Source organism: Mycobacterium genavense ATCC 51234 (assembly GCF_000526915.1).
Taxonomy (GTDB): domain Bacteria; phylum Actinomycetota; class Actinomycetes; order Mycobacteriales; family Mycobacteriaceae; genus Mycobacterium; species Mycobacterium genavense.
Genome location: NZ_JAGZ01000001.1, coordinates 156,951 through 174,554, shown reverse-complemented (window position 1 = coordinate 174,554; position 17,604 = coordinate 156,951). Strand labels below are relative to the sequence as shown.

General features: G+C 66.6%; 9 protein-coding genes and 4 pseudogenes. 8 read left to right on the top strand and 5 right to left on the bottom strand.

Annotation, left to right across the window (positions count from 1 at the left end):
• Positions 1-163 precede the first annotated feature (163 nt).
• Positions 164-1,008 (top strand): annotated as a pseudogene (locus T428_RS24740) (SDR family NAD(P)-dependent oxidoreductase).
• Positions 1,009-1,011: 3 nt separating this feature from the next.
• Here the strand turns inward: T428_RS24740 and T428_RS0100750 are convergent.
• The 3 genes and pseudogenes from T428_RS0100750 to T428_RS0100740 form a co-directional block, all read right to left on the bottom strand.
• A complete protein-coding gene (locus tag T428_RS0100750) occupies positions 1,012-1,515 on the bottom strand; it encodes an isoprenylcysteine carboxyl methyltransferase family protein (RefSeq protein WP_025734977.1) in 504 nt (167 codons plus the stop codon).
• A 163-nt stretch (positions 1,516-1,678) separates the two neighbouring features.
• Positions 1,679-3,913: pseudogene (locus T428_RS24735) on the bottom strand (molybdopterin-dependent oxidoreductase).
• Between the two features lie 51 nt (positions 3,914-3,964).
• Positions 3,965-4,390, bottom strand: a complete 426-nt coding sequence (locus T428_RS0100740; protein ID WP_025734976.1) for a TIGR03618 family F420-dependent PPOX class oxidoreductase — start codon at positions 4,388-4,390, stop codon at positions 3,965-3,967.
• Between the two features lie 232 nt (positions 4,391-4,622).
• On the opposite strand from T428_RS0100740, the gene T428_RS0100735 reads away from it, so the two are divergent.
• The 4 genes and pseudogenes from T428_RS0100735 to T428_RS24725 all read left to right on the top strand — a co-directional run bounded on the left by T428_RS0100735 (position 4,623) and on the right by T428_RS24725 (position 9,900).
• Positions 4,623-5,807, top strand: a complete 1,185-nt coding sequence (locus T428_RS0100735; RefSeq protein WP_025734975.1) for an acyl-CoA dehydrogenase family protein — start codon at positions 4,623-4,625, stop codon at positions 5,805-5,807.
• Positions 5,808-5,817: 10 nt separating this feature from the next.
• Positions 5,818-6,726, top strand: a complete 909-nt coding sequence (bphC, locus tag T428_RS0100730; RefSeq protein WP_025734974.1) for a biphenyl-2,3-diol 1,2-dioxygenase — start codon at positions 5,818-5,820, stop codon at positions 6,724-6,726.
• Positions 6,726-7,983, top strand: a pseudogene (locus T428_RS24730) (FAD-dependent oxidoreductase); the annotation flags it as partial. The gene bphC and the pseudogene T428_RS24730, both read left to right, overlap by 1 nt.
• Before the next feature lie 21 nt (positions 7,984-8,004).
• Positions 8,005-9,900 (top strand): 3-ketosteroid-delta-1-dehydrogenase, encoded by a 1,896-nt coding sequence (locus tag T428_RS24725; RefSeq protein ID WP_025734973.1) that lies wholly within the window; start codon positions 8,005-8,007, stop codon positions 9,898-9,900.
• On the opposite strand, the gene T428_RS0100715 is transcribed toward T428_RS24725, so the two are convergent.
• Complete coding sequence (locus tag T428_RS0100715) at positions 9,897-10,508, bottom strand: PadR family transcriptional regulator (RefSeq protein ID WP_084298611.1); 612 nt, start codon at positions 10,506-10,508, stop codon at positions 9,897-9,899. The two genes, T428_RS24725 and T428_RS0100715, sit on opposite strands and share 4 nt — an antisense overlap.
• Positions 10,509-10,717: 209 nt before the next feature.
• Between T428_RS0100715 and T428_RS24720 the strand changes: the two are divergent.
• The 3 genes and pseudogenes from T428_RS24720 to car all read left to right on the top strand — a co-directional run bounded on the left by T428_RS24720 (position 10,718) and on the right by car (position 16,594).
• Positions 10,718-11,637 (top strand): annotated as a pseudogene (locus tag T428_RS24720) (TIGR03619 family F420-dependent LLM class oxidoreductase).
• A gap of 245 nt (positions 11,638-11,882) precedes the next feature.
• Complete coding sequence (locus tag T428_RS0100705; RefSeq protein ID WP_342666140.1) at positions 11,883-12,950, top strand: oxidoreductase; 1,068 nt, start codon at positions 11,883-11,885, stop codon at positions 12,948-12,950.
• A gap of 95 nt (positions 12,951-13,045) precedes the next feature.
• Complete coding sequence (car, locus tag T428_RS0100700) at positions 13,046-16,594, top strand: carboxylic acid reductase (RefSeq protein WP_025734970.1); 3,549 nt, start codon at positions 13,046-13,048, stop codon at positions 16,592-16,594.
• Positions 16,595-16,602: 8 nt separating this feature from the next.
• Here the strand turns inward: car and T428_RS0100695 are convergent, their stop codons facing one another.
• Positions 16,603-17,454 carry a hypothetical protein gene (locus tag T428_RS0100695; protein WP_211243870.1) on the bottom strand — a complete coding sequence of 284 codons (852 nt, stop codon included), beginning with the start codon at positions 17,452-17,454 and terminating at the stop codon, positions 16,603-16,605.
• Positions 17,455-17,604: the final 150 nt, after the last annotated feature.

The window sequence follows — 17,604 nt, the reverse complement described above, 5'->3', positions numbered from 1 at the left end:
TAATTTTCCGGGGGTACCCTCCCGGAAATGGCAATAACCCCAGCTAATCCGGGTGAAATGCAGCGTTCGTCACCGTTTGCCGAGGCCAAAATGCGGGTACCCGTGCCGTTCGGGTTGTGGCCTGGATGCCGATCGGTCTGGACGAGTGCCCGAAGATGTGGGGATGGAACAGGCACCTCAGGCCGGCGGGCTGCTGGCCGACCGGGTCGCGGTGGTAACCGGCGGTGGCGGCGGTATCGGCGCGGCGACCGCGCAGCTGTTCGCCGCACACGGCGCCCGGGTCGTGATCGCCGATATCGAAGCCGACCTCGCGGACCGGACCGCCGAGCAGATCTCGGCGTCGGGCGCACAGGCGCTGCCGATCGTCACCGACGTGCGAGACGCCGATCAGGTTGCGGCGCTGGCGCAAAGCGTGCTGGACCGGTTCGGCCGGATCGATGTGCTGGTCAACAACGTCGGCCATTGGTTGCGCCACCCGGGCAGATTCGTCGACACCCACCCGCAGTCGTGGGACGAGCTCTACCGGATCAACTTGCACCACGTCTTCTTAGTCACCCACGCGTTCCTGCCGGCGATGGTCGGTCGACGTCGCGGCTCGATCGTCAACGTCTCCTCCGTGGAAGGGCTGCGGGGCTACCCCGAAGATCCGGTCTACGCCGCGTTCAAGGCGGCCATCATTCATTTCACCCGCAGCCTCGCGGTTCAGGTGGGCCGAGACGGGGTGCGGGTCAACGGCATTGGACCCGACGTCACCGAATCGCTGCAGGTGCCCTACTCGCAGTGGCTGTCCCCCGAGGAGCAGGCACAGTGGCCGCAGTGGGTGCCGGCCGGACGGATGGGACTGCCCGAGGACCAGGCCTGCGTGATCCTGTTTTTGGCCTCGGACTGTCGGCGTTCGTCACGGGCCACACCATCCCGACCGACGGCGGCACCGCTGCGGCGGGCGGCTGGTTTCGTTCGTCGCGGCGGCCCGGCCGGGAGTGGACCAACCGGCCGATCGCGCCGTGACGCTCAGACGTAGGTCAAAGCCGCGTTTTCCAGGCGAATTCGCACGTTGAGCACCAAGGCGTTGGCAATGGTGAACACGATCGCCGTCAGCCAGGCCGAATGGATCAGCGGCAGCGCCGCCACCTCCGCGACGACCGGGATGTAGTCGGGGTGACGTACCCATCGATACGGACCGCGCCGCACCGGCGGCGCACCGGGGATCACGATCAGCCGCGGATTCCAGTGCCGGCCCAACGCCGCCGCGCATCTCCAGCGGACGATGCAGCTGAGCACTACGACGGCGAGCATCGGCCATCCCAGCCACGGCACGAACGGTCGTCCCAGGGCCCAAACTTCCACCGGACACGAAATCAGCAGTAACGCATGCAGGCTGACCATCGCCGGATAGTGGTCGAGGCCGAATTCCTTGCCGCCGTGGGCGATTGACCATTGGGCGTTTCGGTGCGAGACGACGAGCCCGATCAGGCGCTCGACGCCGATCAGCGCGATGAACGCCAGGTAGTACACCATGGCTTCTCCCCCTTCCGGTTGCGTTCTTGCTGTTGCCACGAGGATCCGGCCTCTCCGGTTCAGCAACCCCGCGAGCGTGAACCAACGCACAGCGGACACGCCGAAACGCCCACATCTCAGTCCCGGCAGAACTGTTGGCGCGATTACGCTTTGGAGTCCGTCAGCGGCTCGCAGCGGGTTCGAACCGGGCTTGATCCTCCAGGACCGTCACCGGTATCCCGTTAAGTGCACCGTTACCGGACGGTTCGTCGATGAACGTCGGCACGGACAGCGCGTTGGTGTTGACCCCCCGGTGACCCGTTGGCGACCGACATGCGCGTGCCCGGCTTGCCATGTCCCCAGCCATGCGGCATCGACACCACACCGGGTTTGATCGCGTCGGTGATTTCTACCGACACCTTGATTGCGCCGGCCTCGGACTTGACGGTGACGACGTCGTTGTCGGACACACCGCAGTGCGCCGCGTCGTCGGGATGGATCAGCAGCGTGCACCGGTCCTTACGCTTCATCAATGCCGGCACGTTGTGCAGCCAGGTGTTGTTCGAGCGCAGGTGCCGCCGGCTGACCAGGACCAACGGCTCCGCGGGCCGCTCCATGCGCGCGGCCAGCCGGGGCAGGTCGTCGAGCAGGTACTGCGGAGCCAGCCGGATCTTGCGGTCCGGGGTGCCCAGAATGTCCGGGAGCTGCGGCACCATGGGTCCGAAGTCGATGCCGTTCGGATTCTGCTTGAGCAGGTCCAATGTGAGCCCGCCGGGATTCTTGCCGTATTGATCCCCGAACAGTCCGGTGCGCAACGTGAGGTCCAGCATCCGCTCGGGGCCGCCGTGCTCGTAGAGCTTGCGGATCTCGGCGCCGTCGACGCCCCGCGTGAAGGCCAGGTAATCGAAGAAGCCGTCGTCGATCGCGACGACGTCGACATCTTCGGCCGGTGTACCCGTGCACAGGCCGGTCAGCCGGATCAGGATCTCCCACTCGTGCGGCCGATCACCCGGGTCGAATACCGGCGCGGAGTAGTTCGCGATGCTGTGGATCGCGAACAGCAGGATGAGGTCGTCGTGGTGCGGCTGTTCCAGCGGCGACAGCCCGGGCAGGATCACGTCGGCATGCCGCGTCGTCTCGTTGATCCAGAGGTCGATCGAGATCATCGCCTCCAGCATCGGCAGCACCTCGTCGAGCTTGTCACCGCCGGGCGTCGACAGCACCGGGTTGCCGGCGACCGTGATCAGGGCCTTGAGTTGCCCGTCGCCCGGTGTCGCGATTTCTTCGGTCATGCACGACACCGGGGCCTGCCCCAGCACCTCTTTGGCGCCGCGCACCCGCGTGTGCCAGCTGCCGAATTCGGCGACGCCGCCCTCCAGGCCGGGCAGCGGCTGCGTGGTGATCGACCAGGCCGCCGGCCTGGGGAACATCGCGCCGCCGGGCGTGTCGAAATGGCCGGTCAAAATATTGATGACGTCGACCATCCAGCTGGCCAGGCTGCCAAACTCCTGATTGCACAAGCCAATTCGGCCGTATACCACCGATTTGTCGACTGCCGCCAATTCGCGCGCCAACCGCCGGATGGTGTCGACGTCGATGCCGGTGACGTCACTGACCCGCTCGGGCGGCCAGTCCGCGGTGACTGCACGCATGGTGTCGACACCGTCGACGTGCGGGCCGGGGTTCACCAGGCCCTCGGCGAACAGCGTGTGGGCGGCCGCCAGCAACAACGCCGCGTCGGTGCCCGGGACGATCGGCAGCCACTCGTCGGCCCGGGCCGCCGTCGGGGTGCGCACCGGGTCGATCACGATCACCTTGCCGCGTTCGCGAATTCCGTCGATCAGGCCCATCACGTCGGGCGCGGCCAACAGTGATCCCTGCGACGCCGCGGGATTGGCACCCATGATGACGAGCAGGTCGGTGCGCTCGATGTCGGGCACCGGAAAGTTCCACCACAGTCCGTACATCAGGTGCGACGACAGGTTCTTCGGCCATTGATCGACCGTGCCGGGCGAATAGGTGACCGGCACCCCGACATGCCCATCAACACGCCGGCATAGCGGGCCAGCGAAAACGAGTGCGCCAGTGGGTTGCCGGTGTAGGCGGTGACCGCGCCGATCCCGTACTTGTCGATCACCGGCGTCAACAACTCGGTGCAGCGCCGAAAGGCGGCGTCCCAGCTGACCTCCTGCCATTCGCCGTCGACCTTGATCAGCGGGTTGCGGACGCGGTCCGGGTCGTGGTGGACCGCGCCCAGCGACACGCCCTTCGGGCAGAGATGGCCACGGCTCCACACGTCGTCACGGTTGCCGCGAATGCCGGTGACCTTGCCCGCTTCGACGTGAATTTCCAAGCCGCACATGGCTTCACACAGCGGACAGGCCCGGATATGTCTGCCGTCAGCTCCGGGTTTCATCCACCCACTGTATTGCGATACTCCGAGTAGCGGAAGTGGCAAAAACGCGGCTCAGCCGACCCAGGGCCCGATGCCGCCGACCTTGTCGATGCGGATGCGGGTCAGATATCCAGGCGGCGCGTCATCCGGCGGGAACGCCATGTTCGGATCGCCCAGGACCGGGTTCAGTTGCTTCAGCAGCTCCGGGACACCGCCTTCCACGATCCGGGCGGTCCCGGTGATCGCGAGGTAGGGTCGCATCCCCTGGCCCGCTCCGTCGAGCGACACGATCGTCACCGCTACCCGCGGATCCCGACGCACGTTGCGAACCTTCTTGTGTTCGGCGAGGTGGGCGGTGACCAGCTCGTCACCGTCCGGCGTTGACCGCAAGGCCACCCACACCAGGCTGACCTGCGAGCTTCCGTCGGGATTGATGGTGACCAGGGTGGCATCCGCCCCCGTGCCGATCAGGATACGTGCGGCGTCGTTGAGTTCCATGCGTTGTGCTACCGCTTGGCGACGATTTTCATTCCCGCCGAATGCGTAACCGCCGGCGCTATTCCTTGAGAGACATTTGAATCTGACAAGTTGGCTATGCGTGAATCTGACAAGTTGGCTATGCGTCGTCGCCGTATCGGCCCTCGCGTCAATTCGCTCATCGGGATTTCCTTTGGGACGGGCGAGCACTGCGGTAGACCATTACTTAGCCCCCACACGTAAGGACAGCGATATGAGCGACCGGGTACTCGACCGGGTGGTGGCCATGGCCGACCAATTGCGCGACCAGGCCGCCGAAGCCGAGCAAATCGGCCGGCTTACCGACGACACCGTCAAGTTGATAAAGGACGCCGGCCTGATCCGGTTGTTGCAGACCAATCAGTACCAAGGCTTCGAGGTCCACCCCCGCGAGTTCGCCGAGACGACGATGGCCACCGCGGCGCTGGATCCGGCCGCCGGCTGGATCGTCGGCGTGGTGGGCGTGCACCCCTACCAATTGGCGTACGCGGACCCGAAGGTCGCCGCCGAAATCTGGGCCGACGACGTCGACACCTGGATGGCCTCCCCGTACGCGCCGCAGGGTATCGCGAAACCGGTCGACGGTGGGTACATCTTCAACGGCCGCTGGCAGTTCAGTTCGGGCACCGACCATTGCGACTGGATCATCCTGGGCGCCATGCGTGCTGACGAAAAAGGCGTTCCGATCATGCCGCCGCAGATGCTGCACATGATCCTGCCGCGCAAGGACTACGAGATCGTCGAGGACTCGTGGAATGTGGTGGGGCTGCGCGGAACCGGCTCCAAGGACGTCATCGTCAAAGACGCGTTCGTGCCGAGCTACCGGACGATGGACGCGACCAAGGTGATGGACGGCACCGCCCAACGCGAGGCCGGCATGACCGAACCGCTGTATCTGATGCCGTGGTCGACGATGTTCCCGCTGGGCATCTCCGCGGCCACCATCGGCATCGCCGAGGGCGCGCTCGCCACGTACCTGGACTACCAACGCGAACGCGTCGGCGCCACCGGAACCCCGATCAAGGCCGACCCGTACGTCATGCACGCCATCGGCGAGGCGGCCGCCGACATCAACGCCGCCCGCCAGGAACTGCTGGCCAACGCCGACCGCATCTACGACATGGTCGCGGCCGGCAAGGAGGTGTCGTTCGCCGATCGCGCGGCCGGACGCCGCACGCAAGTGCGCGCGGTGTGGCGCGCGGTGTCGGCCGTCGACGAGATCTTCGCCCGGTCGGGCGGCAATGCGGCGCGGATGGACAAGCCGCTGCAGCGGTATTGGCGTGACGTGCACGTCGGCCAGATGCATGCCATCCACGTCCCCGGGACGACCTACCACGCGGCGGCGCTGAGTTCACTCGGCATAGAGCCGCCCGAAGGACCGCTGCGGGCGTTGATCTGAGGAGCGTTTGGTGACCGATCTGAAAAGCCTTGGCTACATTACTATTTCGACCAAAGACATCGACCGCTGGCGCCGCTTCGCGTTCGGCGTCCTGGGTTTCGCCGAGGGTAGCGGGCCGGACGAGTCGGCGCTGTACCTGAGGATGGACGAGCGGGCGGCCCGGCTGATCGTGGTGCCGGGTGAAACCGATCGCGTGCTCACGGTCGGCTGGGAGGTACGCGACCACCCGGCGCTGCAGCGGGTCAAGGCGACGCTTGACGGGGCCGGGGTGCCGTTCAAGCAGCTATCGATCGACGAGGCCGAGGCCCGCCGGGTGGAAGAGGTGATCACCTTCGATGACACGGCCGGTATCACCCTCGAGGTGTTCCACGGGGCCGTGCTCGATCACAGCCCGGTCGTCACCCCGTTCGGCGCCCGATTCGTCACCGGCGATCAAGGCATGGGCCACGTCGTGGTGCCCGCGATGGATCCCAACGCCATGTTCGACTTCTACACCGACATTCTGGGGTTCCGCTCCCGCGGCGCGTTCCGGGTGCCGTTGCCGAAAGAGTTTGGCCCGGTGCGGGTTCGGTTCCTCGGCATCAACCAGCGCCATCACAGCATGGCGATCGTGCCGGCCGCGCACATGCGCGACCCACGCCTGGTGCACATCATGGTCGAGGTCGACACCCTCGACGCGGTGGGCCAGGCGCTGGACCGGGTCAACGCCGAGGGCTTCCAGTTGTCGTCGACGCTTGGCCGGCACACCAACGACAAGATGATCTCCTTCTACGTCCGGGCGCCGGGAGATTGGGACATCGAATTCGGCACCGACGGCATGCGGGTCGACGAAACCTATTACACGGCAGAGGAAATCACCGCCGACAGCTACTGGGGCCACCAGTGGGTCGGCGAGATGCCCGCGGCGATGCGGCTGTGATGTCCCAGACACCCGACACCGACGTGACGCCGATCGCGGCGTCGTCGATCACCGCGTGGGATCACGAGGCCGACGTCGTGATCGCCGGTTACGGCGTCGCGGGTGCGGCGGCCGCGGTCGAGGCGGCTCGGTCCGGGGTTGACGTCCTGGTGCTGGAGCGCACCGGGTCCTGGGGCGGCGGCCGCGGCGATGGCCGGCGGATTCATCTACCTCGGCGGCGGCACGCCGCTGCAAAAGGCCTGCGGTGTCGACGATTCCGTCGACAACATGACCGCGTTCCTCAACGTCGCGATGGGACCGGGTGCCGATACCGAGCGCATTGCCGACTACTGCGCCGGCAGCGTCGCTCATTTCGAGTGGCTGGTCGGGTGCGGCGTCCCGTTCAAGGCGGAGTTCTTCTCCGAGCCCGGCTGGGAGCCGATGGGCGATCAGGGCCTGATGTACAGCGGCGGCGAAAACTCCTACCCGTTCAACACGATCGCCACCCCCGCCCCGCGCGGCCACGTCCCGCAGATGCAGAACAAGAAGCAGGGCGAAGCCAGCGCCGGCTACATGCTGATGAAGCCGCTCGTCGAAACCGCTACCGCGGCAGGGGCTCGCGCGCTCTACGACGTGCGGGTGGGGTGTCTGATCACCGAGTCCGACGGCCGAGTGGTGGGCATCCGCGCTCGCCAGTACGGCACCGAGATGACGATCCGGGCGCGCACCGGCGTGGTGCTGGCGACGGGAAGCTTCGCTTACAACGATTCGATGGTGGCGCGCTTCGCGCCGCGGATCGCGGGCCGTCCGGCCGCGTCGATCGAGCAGCACGACGGGCAGGCGATCCGGATGGCGCAGGCGCTCGGCGCCGACCTGGCCCGCATGGACGCCACCGAGGTGGCGATCTTCATCGATCCCCAGCAGCTGGTGCGCGGCATCCTGGTCAACGGCCGCGGCCAGCGGTACGTCGCCGAGGACACCTACCCGGGCCGCGTCGGGCACCTCACGCTGTACCACCAGGACAACACCGCCTACCTGATCATCGACAACGATGCCCAGGAGGAGGCGATGGCGTCGTGGTCACCCAAATTCATGCTGCGGCAGTCGACCTGGGTGGCCGATGACGTTGCGGACCTGGAACGCGATATCGGCCTGGCGCCCGGCTCGCTGCAGGCGACCGTGGCCGCATACAACGAGGGCGCCGCGCGCGGTGAGGACCCGCTGCTGCACAAGAAGCCGGAATGGATCAGGCCGATCGGCAACCCCCGATCGGGTGTTTTGCGGCGTTGAATCGTGCCCATGCAGGACACCGACGAAATCCGACTCATCGAGGCCCAGGCCGCACCGACGCGATTCGCCCGCGGCTGGCATTGCCTGGGGCTGATCCGCGACTTCGAGGACGGCAAACCGCACGCGATCAACGCGTTCGGCCAGAAGCTCGTCGTCTTCCGAAGCGGGGACGGCAAGATCAACGTCCTGGACAGTTATTGCCGGCACATGGGCGGCGACCTCTCCCAGGGCCAGGTGAAGGGCGACGAGATCGCCTGCCCGTTCCACGACTGGCGCTGGGGCGACGACGGGCGATGCAAGCAGGTGCCCTACGCCCGGCGCCCACCCAAGCTGGCCCGCACGGCGACCTGGACGACGCTGGAGCAGGACGGCATGTTGTTCGTCTGGAACGACCCGGAGCACAATCCGCCGCCGCCGGAGGTGATGATCCCGACGTATCTGGATTCGGTGGTGGCGGGTTCGGCACCCCGGCAGCGCTCGACGGAATTCTTGACGCACGTGCCCGGCACGGTCGACATGCTGCGACGGACCACTGCGCTGCGATTCTTCTGGGCGCGCGATTATTCCGACTACCACCCGGAGGAACCCGGTGGCAGCGCGGCGAAACGCACCTGCGAGTGCCACCCGTTCGACACCTCGCTGCTCGGCGCCTACCGCACCCGGCTGGAGCCGGGCTTGATGGAGGCCAGCGTCCCGGTGCCGACCACGGGTGCCGACTACCGCTGGATGAATCTGGTGGCGCGGGTCCCGCGCAAGGGAATTCCGGTATTCGCCAAGCGAATCGGGCAAGGAGTGGGTGGCCGGCTGCTGGGCCGGCGTTACGCCGCGGGCGGTCAGGGCCTGACGGCCGGCCTGTTCGCGGGTGTGTTGCGGGCCGGTATCCCGGTGTGGACCGACACGGCCCTGCTGCGCCTCCGCCACGACGGTGACCGGGTCCGCGGCGCGGTGGTCCGGCACGGCGTACGCAAGGTGGTGATCACCGCGCGGCGCGGCGTGGTGTTGGCCACCGGTGGTTTCGACCACAGCATGGACATGCGGTGGAAATTCCAGTCGGAGTCGTTGGGCGCCAACCTTAGTCTGGGTGCGGCGGCCAACACCGGCGACGGGATTCGCGCCGGACAGGAACTCGGCGGCGGCATCGATCTGATGGATCAGGCGTGGTGGTTCCCCGCGGTCGCGCCGTTGCCCGACGAGGCGCCAGCCGTGATGCTGGCCGAACGATCGCTGCCGGGCAGCCTCATCGTCGACCAGCACGGCCGCCGCTTCGCCAACGAGTCGTCGGACTACATGTCCTTCGGCCAGCGACTGATGTCCTTCGGCCAGCGACTGCTCGAGCTGGAGCGCTCCGGCACCCCGGTCGAATCGATGTGGATCATCTTCGACCAGCAATACCGCAACAGCTATGTCTTTGGCGCCCAACTCTTTCCGCGTATGCGCATCCCACGGGCCTGGTACGACGCGGGTATCGTGGTGCGTGCCGACGACTTCGCCGAACTCGGCGCGCGGATCGGGGTTCCGGTTGCGGACTTCACCGCGACGATCACCGGCTTCAACCAAAACGCCGCTGCCGGCGTCGATCCCGACTTCGGCCGGGGCCGCAGCGCGTACGACCGGTATTACGGCGACCCGACGATCGCGCCCAATCCCAACCTGCGCGCGTTGACCAAGGGGCCGTTCTACGCCGTCAAGATGGTGCTCAGCGACCTGGGCACCTGCGGCGGGCTGAGGGCCGACCACCGGGCCCGGGTACTGCGCGAGAACGGTGCGGTGATCGACGGCCTCTACGCGATCGGCAACACCGCCGCCAACGCGTTCGGCACGACGTATCCGGGTGCGGGTGCGACGATCGCGCAGGGGCTGGTGTACGGCTACATCGCCGCGCGGGACGCGGCCGGCGCCCACTAGTCGGCTTGGCGCTTGGCCGAGACCTGCTTTTCCACCTCGCGCCAGTAGCCGGGCGTGGTTCGCGGTTTGCCCGAACTACCCTTGGGCGCCGTCTGCATGATGCGGTCGGCCTCGTCGATGTCCTTCATCATCTCGAGGGCGAACTCGCGCTCGGCGGCGTAGTACTTGGCCGCCCAGCGCAACGCGATCACCGAGTACGCCCATGCGGGTTCGGCTTCGGCTCCATCGGCGTCCTCGACCGCCTTGCGATGGCACGTCTCGGTGTAGGCCACATAATCCTGCAGCAGCTCCTTGAGCCGGGCCGGGTTGCTCAGATGCCCCAACGTCATCCGCATCAGCACGCTGTGTTTGAGCACCGGCGGGTCGACCGGTGCGTCGGTGGCCCATTCGGTGACCGCGGCCATGCCGGCCTCGGTGATCTCGTAGAGCCGACGGCTGCGGGTGCTCTCGTCGTGCTCGACGCGAGACGTCGCCAGGCCCAGAGCCTCCAGCTTCTTCAGCTCGGTGTAGATCTGGCTGTACGACGGGCTCCAGTAGTACAGGTCGACGCTCCAGTCGATCCACTTCTTCAGGTCGTAGCCGGAGACTTCCTCTTCGTAGGACAGCATGCCCAGCAGCGCCCAGCTGGTCGCCGCAAGCGACCCCTTTACCGGCTCTTCGCTGGTCTGCGCCACGTCGCCAGGTTAACAACCCGCTGCATCGCCGCGGGTGACACTGACCGCTGGCTGGGACGCGGCGATGTCGCGGTTTTGAGTGACGACGGCGGCCGGGTGGGCTTTGATTGCCTTGTCGGCGGTATCGCAGAAGGAGTTCGCACGTGAAATTCGTCTTCCCCCTTCCGCACATGTTGCGGCTCAAGCCCACGATGCAGCCGTGGGCACCGGAGGTTACCGGCCCCGACCAGACCCGGATGGCCAAGTGTGCGGACCGTTGGGGCTACGACATGATCGCCTTCCCCGAACACTTTGTCATCCCCGCCGACCACGTCGATTTGTCCGGACCGCACTATCTGCACTCGACGGTCGCCCAGGCCCATGTCGCCGGCGCCACCGAACGCATCGCCGTCAATTCCTGTGTCACCGTCTTGCCGCTGCAGCATCCGATCGTCCTGGCCAAGGCGTTGGCCACGGCCGACTGGATGAGTGGGGGCCGGATGATGGTGACCTTCGGAGTCGGTTGGCTGGCAAGGGAATTCGAACTTCTGCGGGTGCCGCTTCACGAGCGGGGCCGTATCGCCGACGAATACCTCGCCGCGATCATCGAATTGTGGACCAGCGACACCCCGCAATTCGAGGGCCGCTACGTCTCCTTCGACGACATCGCATTCGAGCCGAACCCGTTCAGAAATTCCACCTTCCAATCTGGATCGGCGGTGATGCCGACGCGGCGCTGCGCCGGGCGGCCAAGCACGCCTGCGGGTGGTGGGCGTTTCTGACGCCGCCTGAGCAGATCGCCGAAAAGGTGGACTACATCAAATCCCAGCCGTCCTATGACGGGCGTCCGTTCGACGTGATGTACGGCATGGGAACCAATCGCGTCGGCGAGGGACATGTCGTCCGCGACGGCAGCAGCGACCGGCCGGGCATGAGCGCCGAGCAGATCATCGACAGGCTGAACTGGTTCGCCGAGCAAGGCGTGACCGTTAGCGCCGTTCCCATTCCCGCGGTGCGCGGCGTCGACGAATATCTCGACTACGCGCAGTGGGTGATCGAGGAGATCAAGCCGAACGTCCGTTAGCTGGGTCCGGGCCCCGTGCGAGGCAAATCCTCCGACGCGGGAGGACACGTGTCCTAGCGGTGACGGTAGCGCATCGACACCATGGAGGTGTCCGCGCGTTCACCGGCAAGTTCGCAGGTTCGGGTCGTGACGGTCGATTTCCCGGACGAAAGGTGCGGACAACCGTGGCTCGAAGATTCGCCGTTGCTGGTCGGCCGCGACGTCACTATCCGTCGCATCCCGCCGGAAGCGCGCTGCCGCCGCGGTTGTTGTGTCCCGATCATCCTTTGCTGGCCCCGATTCAGCTGGGCGCGTTATACGCACCGAACCGGATCCTGATGGCACCGATGACGCGCACCCGCGCAGCCGACGACGGGGTGCCCACCCAGTTGATGGCCGAGTACTACGCGCAGCGGGCGAGTTCGGGTCTGATCATCACCGAACCCACCTTCCCGTCGGCGCGCGGCCGGGCCTACCCCAACCAACCCGGTCTGCACACCGACGAACAGCAAGCCGGATGGGCACGGGTCGCCGAGGCGGTGCACGCCACCGGCGGCCGAATTGTGGTGCAAATCATGCACTCTGGCCGTATCTCACATCCGGACCTGCTGGACGGTCGACGGCCCGTGGCGCCGTCGGAGATCCGGCCGTCCGGCACGGTGCACACCGCCGCCGGCAAGAAAGCCTTCGTAGTTCCACACGAACTCTCCGCAGACGAAATACGCTGTGTGACGGCAGCATTCGTGAATGCTGCGGGTCGGGCACGAGCGGCCGAGGAAGACAGCGTCGAGATCGACGCCGCCGACGGATACTTGTTGAGTCAATTCCTGACGTACGACGCCAATTATCGGCGTGACTCCTACGGCAGGTCCGCACACGACCGGGCGCGGTTGCCCACCGAGGTGATCCACGCGGTCGCTGACGCGATCGGCCCCGACCGCCTGGGGTTGTGCATCTCTCCGGGCAATCCGGAGAACGACATTCACGAACCCGATTTTGAGGCGCACCTGATTCTCGCCAAGAACGCCCGCGATCTGGGGTTGGCGTATCTGCACGCTCGGGTCCCGCCCGAGCGGCCGATCTACTCCTGGCTGCGCCGCCGCTGGCCGGACCGCCTGCTGCTCAACCGCAGGTTCCAGACGACGTCCACCCGAGAGCGAGCCGTCGACGTCGTCACGTCCGGAACGGCCGACGCCGTCACCATCGACGGCGCATATCTGGCCAATCCGGATCTGGTGCGGCGGTGGACCTACGGCGCACAACTCAACAAGGCCCGCATCGAGTTCCTCTACACCGGTGGCGCGCTGGGCTATACCGACTACCCACCGATGTGACGGGTAACGAAGGTCACACTCACTGGGCACGACCCCCTCATCGTCCGGCTGGTGTTCGGCTTCGAAGAACAGGTAAAGGCGAAAGGACACACACCATGACGAGCGGATCGCTGCGCGAACTCGACTTGGCCGAGCCAGGCGACAACCGAGACGAGCGGACGGCCCGGCGGGTGGCCGAATTGTTCAACAATGACCCGCAATTCCGCGCGGCGGCGCCGCTTCCCGAGGTCATCGAGGCGGCCTGCGCGCCCGGCCTGCGGCTGACCGAGGTTCTCGCGCGACTGGTCGAGGGCTACGCCGATCGTCCCGCGCTGGGCGAGCGCGTTCGCGAACTGGTCACTGACGCCGACGGCCGCACCGTGCTACGACTTCGGCCGCGGTTCGAGACCATCAGCTACCGCGACGTGTGGGACCGGGTGCGCGCCATCGCCACCGCCTGGAGCAGCGACCCCGAAAACCCGGTCACCGCAGGCGATGTCGTGGCAACCGTCGGGTTCTCCAGCGCCGACTATCTGGTCGTTGACCTGGTCTGCGCCTATCTCGGCCTGGTGACGGTGCCGCTGCAGCACAACGCTCCGCCGGCCCGGCTGCGCCCGATCATCGAGGAATGCGAACCCAAGATCGTCGCGGTCAGCGCCGAATACCTCGATCTGGCGGCGGAGTCCGCGCTGACCAGCACCTCGCTGCGTCAGCTGATGGTGTTCGACTACCGGGCCGAGGTCGACGAGCAGCGGGAGAACTTCGAACAGACCCGGGTGCGCTTGCAGGGCTCGGGCACTCGGGTGGCCGTCACCACGGTGGACGAGGTCGTCGCGCGCGGCCGCCGATTGCCCGCCGTTGCGGCCTGCGCAGACGGCGACGACCAGCGCCTGGCGATGATCATGTACACCTCCGGCAGCACCGGAACGCCCAAGGGCGCCATGTACACCGAGCGCACGGTTACCACCGTCTGGACGACGATGCGTTTCCTGGCACCCGGCCTGCCGGTGATCAATGCGAACTTCATGCCGCTGAATCATCTCGGCGGCCGGCTGCCGCTGGCATCGGCATTTCTCAGCGGAGGCACCAGCTACTTCGTCCCCGAATCCGATCTGTCCACCCTGTTCGAAGACTGGGCGCTGGTGCGGCCCACTGAAGCCGCCATGGTGCCGCGGGTGGTGGAGATGCTGTACCAGCACTACCGCGGCGCGGTCGACCGCGGGATCGCCGAGGGGGCAGATCCCGCGACCGCCGAGCACGATGCGGCCACCGAGATGCGCGAGCAGGTGCTCGGTGGTCGGGTGCTCGGCGGTTTCGTGGGCAGCGCGCCACTGGCCACGGAGATGAAGGCGTTCCTGGACTCGATGCTGGACGCGCACATCACGGATGGCTACGGCTTGACCGAGACCGGCATGCTCACCCGGGACAACGTGGTCAATCGGAACCGGGTTATCGACTACAAGCTGATCGACGTTCCCGAGCTCGGCTATTTCCTCACCGACCGGCCTTATCCGCGTGGGGAATTGCTCGTCAAGACCGACACGATGACGCCGGGCTATTACAAGCGTCCCGAAGTCACCGCACAGGTTTTCGACGAAGACGGTTTCTACAAGACCGGCGACGTGATGGCCGAGATCGAACCCGACCACCTGGTCTACGTCGACCGCCGCAACAACGTCCTCAAGCTCGCGCAGGGCGAATTCGTCGCCGTGGCCAACCTGGAGTCCATCTACGCCGGGGCACCCCTGGTGCGCCAGATCTTCGTGTACGGAAACAGCGAACGGTCCAACCTGCTGGCCGTCATCGTGCCCACCCCCGAAGCGCTGGCCGAATACGGGAACAGCCCGGCGCTGAAAACGGCCATCCACCAATCGCTTCGACAGACCGCGGCCGCAGCCCAGTTGCAGTCTTATGAGCTGCCCGTCGACTTCATCTTGGAAACCAAGCCGTTCACCGACGAGAACGGGTTGCTCTCCGGTTTGGGTAAGCAGTTGCGTCCCCGGCTCAAGGAACGCTATGGCGAACAGCTCGAGCGGCTGTACAGCGAAATCGCGGCCGCACAGGTCGACGAGATTCGGGTGCTGCGCGAAGCCGCGGCCGACCGGCCGGCGGTCGAGACGCTGGCCGGGGCGTGCCGCGCGCTGCTGGGCACGTCGGGCGCCGACTCGGAGTCGCACTTCACCGACCTCGGCGGAGATTCGTTGTCCGCGTTGACCTTATCCCGGCTGCTGGAGGACATCTTCGGTGTCGAGGTCCCGGTCGCCGTGATCACCAGCCCGGCCAACAACATCGCTAAGATCGCCGAGTACATCGATGTCCAGCGCGGTGCCGGTATCCGCCGGCCCGGTTTCAGCACCGTTCACGGGCACGGCGCAACCTGTATCGCCGCCGCCGACCTGACGCTGGACAAGTTCATCGACGCCCAAACATTGTGCACCGCACCGTCTTTGCCGCACGCCGGCGGCGCGGCGCATACCGTGCTGCTGACGGGTGCGAACGGCTGGCTGGGACGTTTCCTCACGCTGGAATGGCTGGACCGACTCGCCGAGCGGGGCGGCAAACTGGTCACGATCGTGCGCGGCCGCGACGTTGACGAGGCCCGGGCACGCCTCGAGAAGGCGTTCGACAGTGGCGATCCCGAGCTGTTGAGCCGGTTCCGCGAGCTTGCCGCCACACATCTCGAGGTGCTGGCGGGCGATATCGGCGAGGAAAATCTGGGCCTGAGCCCCGCGACCTGGCACCGGCTGGCCGAGACCGTCGACCTGATCGTGCATCCGGCCGCACTGGTCAACCATGTGCTGCCCTACGATCAGCTGTTCGGTCCCAATGTCGTGGGAACCGCCGAGATCATCCGGCTGGCGATCACCTCTCAGATCAAGCCGGTGACCTACTTGTCCACGATCGCGGTGGCGAGCACGGTGCCGCCCGGCCAGTTCCAGGAAGACGGCGACATCCGGCGGGTGAGCCCCGACCGGCCGCTCAACGGCGACTACGCGAACGGCTACGCGAACAGCAAGTGGGCCGGCGAGGTGCTGCTGCGCGAAGCCAACGATCTGTGCGGCCTGCCAGTCGCGGTGTTCCGATCCGACATGATCCTCGCCCACACCCGCTACCGCGGCCAGCTCAACGTGCCCGACATGTTCACCCGGTTGATCTTCAGCCTGCTGGTGACGGGCATCGCGCCACACTCGTTTTACGAACACGACGGCGTCGGTAGCCGGGCCCGTGCGCATTACGACGGCCTGCCGGTCGACTTCATCGCCGAGGCGATCACCACGATCGGCTCCCGAATCCGCAAGGGGTACACCTCGTTCGACGTGATGAACCCGTACGACGACGGAGTCTCGCTGGATGTGTTCGTGGACTGGCTGATTCGGGCCGGCAACAAGATCCAGCGCATCCCCGACTACGACGAGTGGCTGGCCCGGTTCCAGACCGCACTCACGGGTCTACCCGAGCGGCAACGTCAACAATCGGTGCTGCCGCTGCTGCACGCGTTCCACCGGCCGGAGAAGGCGACCCGGGGCGCGTGTGCACCCACCGAGGTGTTCCGTGCCGCGGTACGCGCGGACGAGATCGGCCCGGACAAGGACATCCCGCACATCTCGGCGGAGTTGATCGACAAGTACGCCGACGACTTGCGGCAGCTGGCCTTGCTCGGCTGAGGCCGCACTCACCGGATCCGCAATCCGTGTCTGCGCACCCAGAACACCGCTGCGAGTGTCCCCGCGGCCCACACCGTCAACGCGATGCCCAGGTGCACAAAGCTTTTCGTGTCCCGGCCGAACACGGGCCAAATCAGCGCGGGTACCCGCGTCCACAGCAGCTGATGCTCTACGCCGTTCATCGGGTCGGCGAAGTAGTACAGCGCGTAGGGCAGCGTCAGCGCAATGATCCAGCCGCGGGTGCGGCGGCGGTCGCCACGTTGCCGCCACCGCCGCGTCAGCGGCGCGACTCCGACCGGGTGTAACACCGAGAAGAAGTTGCCCACCCCGAGCCAGGACACGATCGGCACCGCGACCGTCGGGATCGTGATGGCCAGGCGCGCCGGGGTTTCCAGCCACAACGTCAACACCACCGCCGTCACCAACGTCGGCAACCCGACGATGACGAGCAATGCCAAGTTCTTGATCACCAGCACTCGCCAGAACGGCACGCAGTCGGAGACGGCCGCAAGCACGCGATAGTGATCCGCGCCGAGCAGGTTCGTGGTGGTGACGTCGGCGAGGATCCACGACGAGAAGTAGGTGCCGACCAGCACCACCCAGTCCTGGTGGCGGCCTAGCGTCAGCGGCTGCACCACCAACCACCCCACGGCAAAGATCAGGTTGGCCACCACACCCATCAACCAGGTGCGCGGCGGAGTGAATGCCCAGCGGATTTCCGCGGCGACCGCCGGCCACAGGCTTCGCCGCAAATCGTTGGCCGCGCGTCTGGCCGCCGCCGGCCGAGGTGCCGAGTCCCGCACCATCATTCGCACGACGGCCCGCAGCCGGGGGTGCGTCGTCTGCTGCAGCTGTACCATCTCAGTCCCCAGCCGCTCTCGGGTCACTCAGGCGTTGTCCCGATCAACCGCCGGTGCAGCAGCCGGCGCGGGATCGGTTGCGGGCTGTGCCGATGGCCGTCGGCTTGGGTCGTCATCGTGAGCCGTTCCTTTCTGCCGCGGTGATACGCG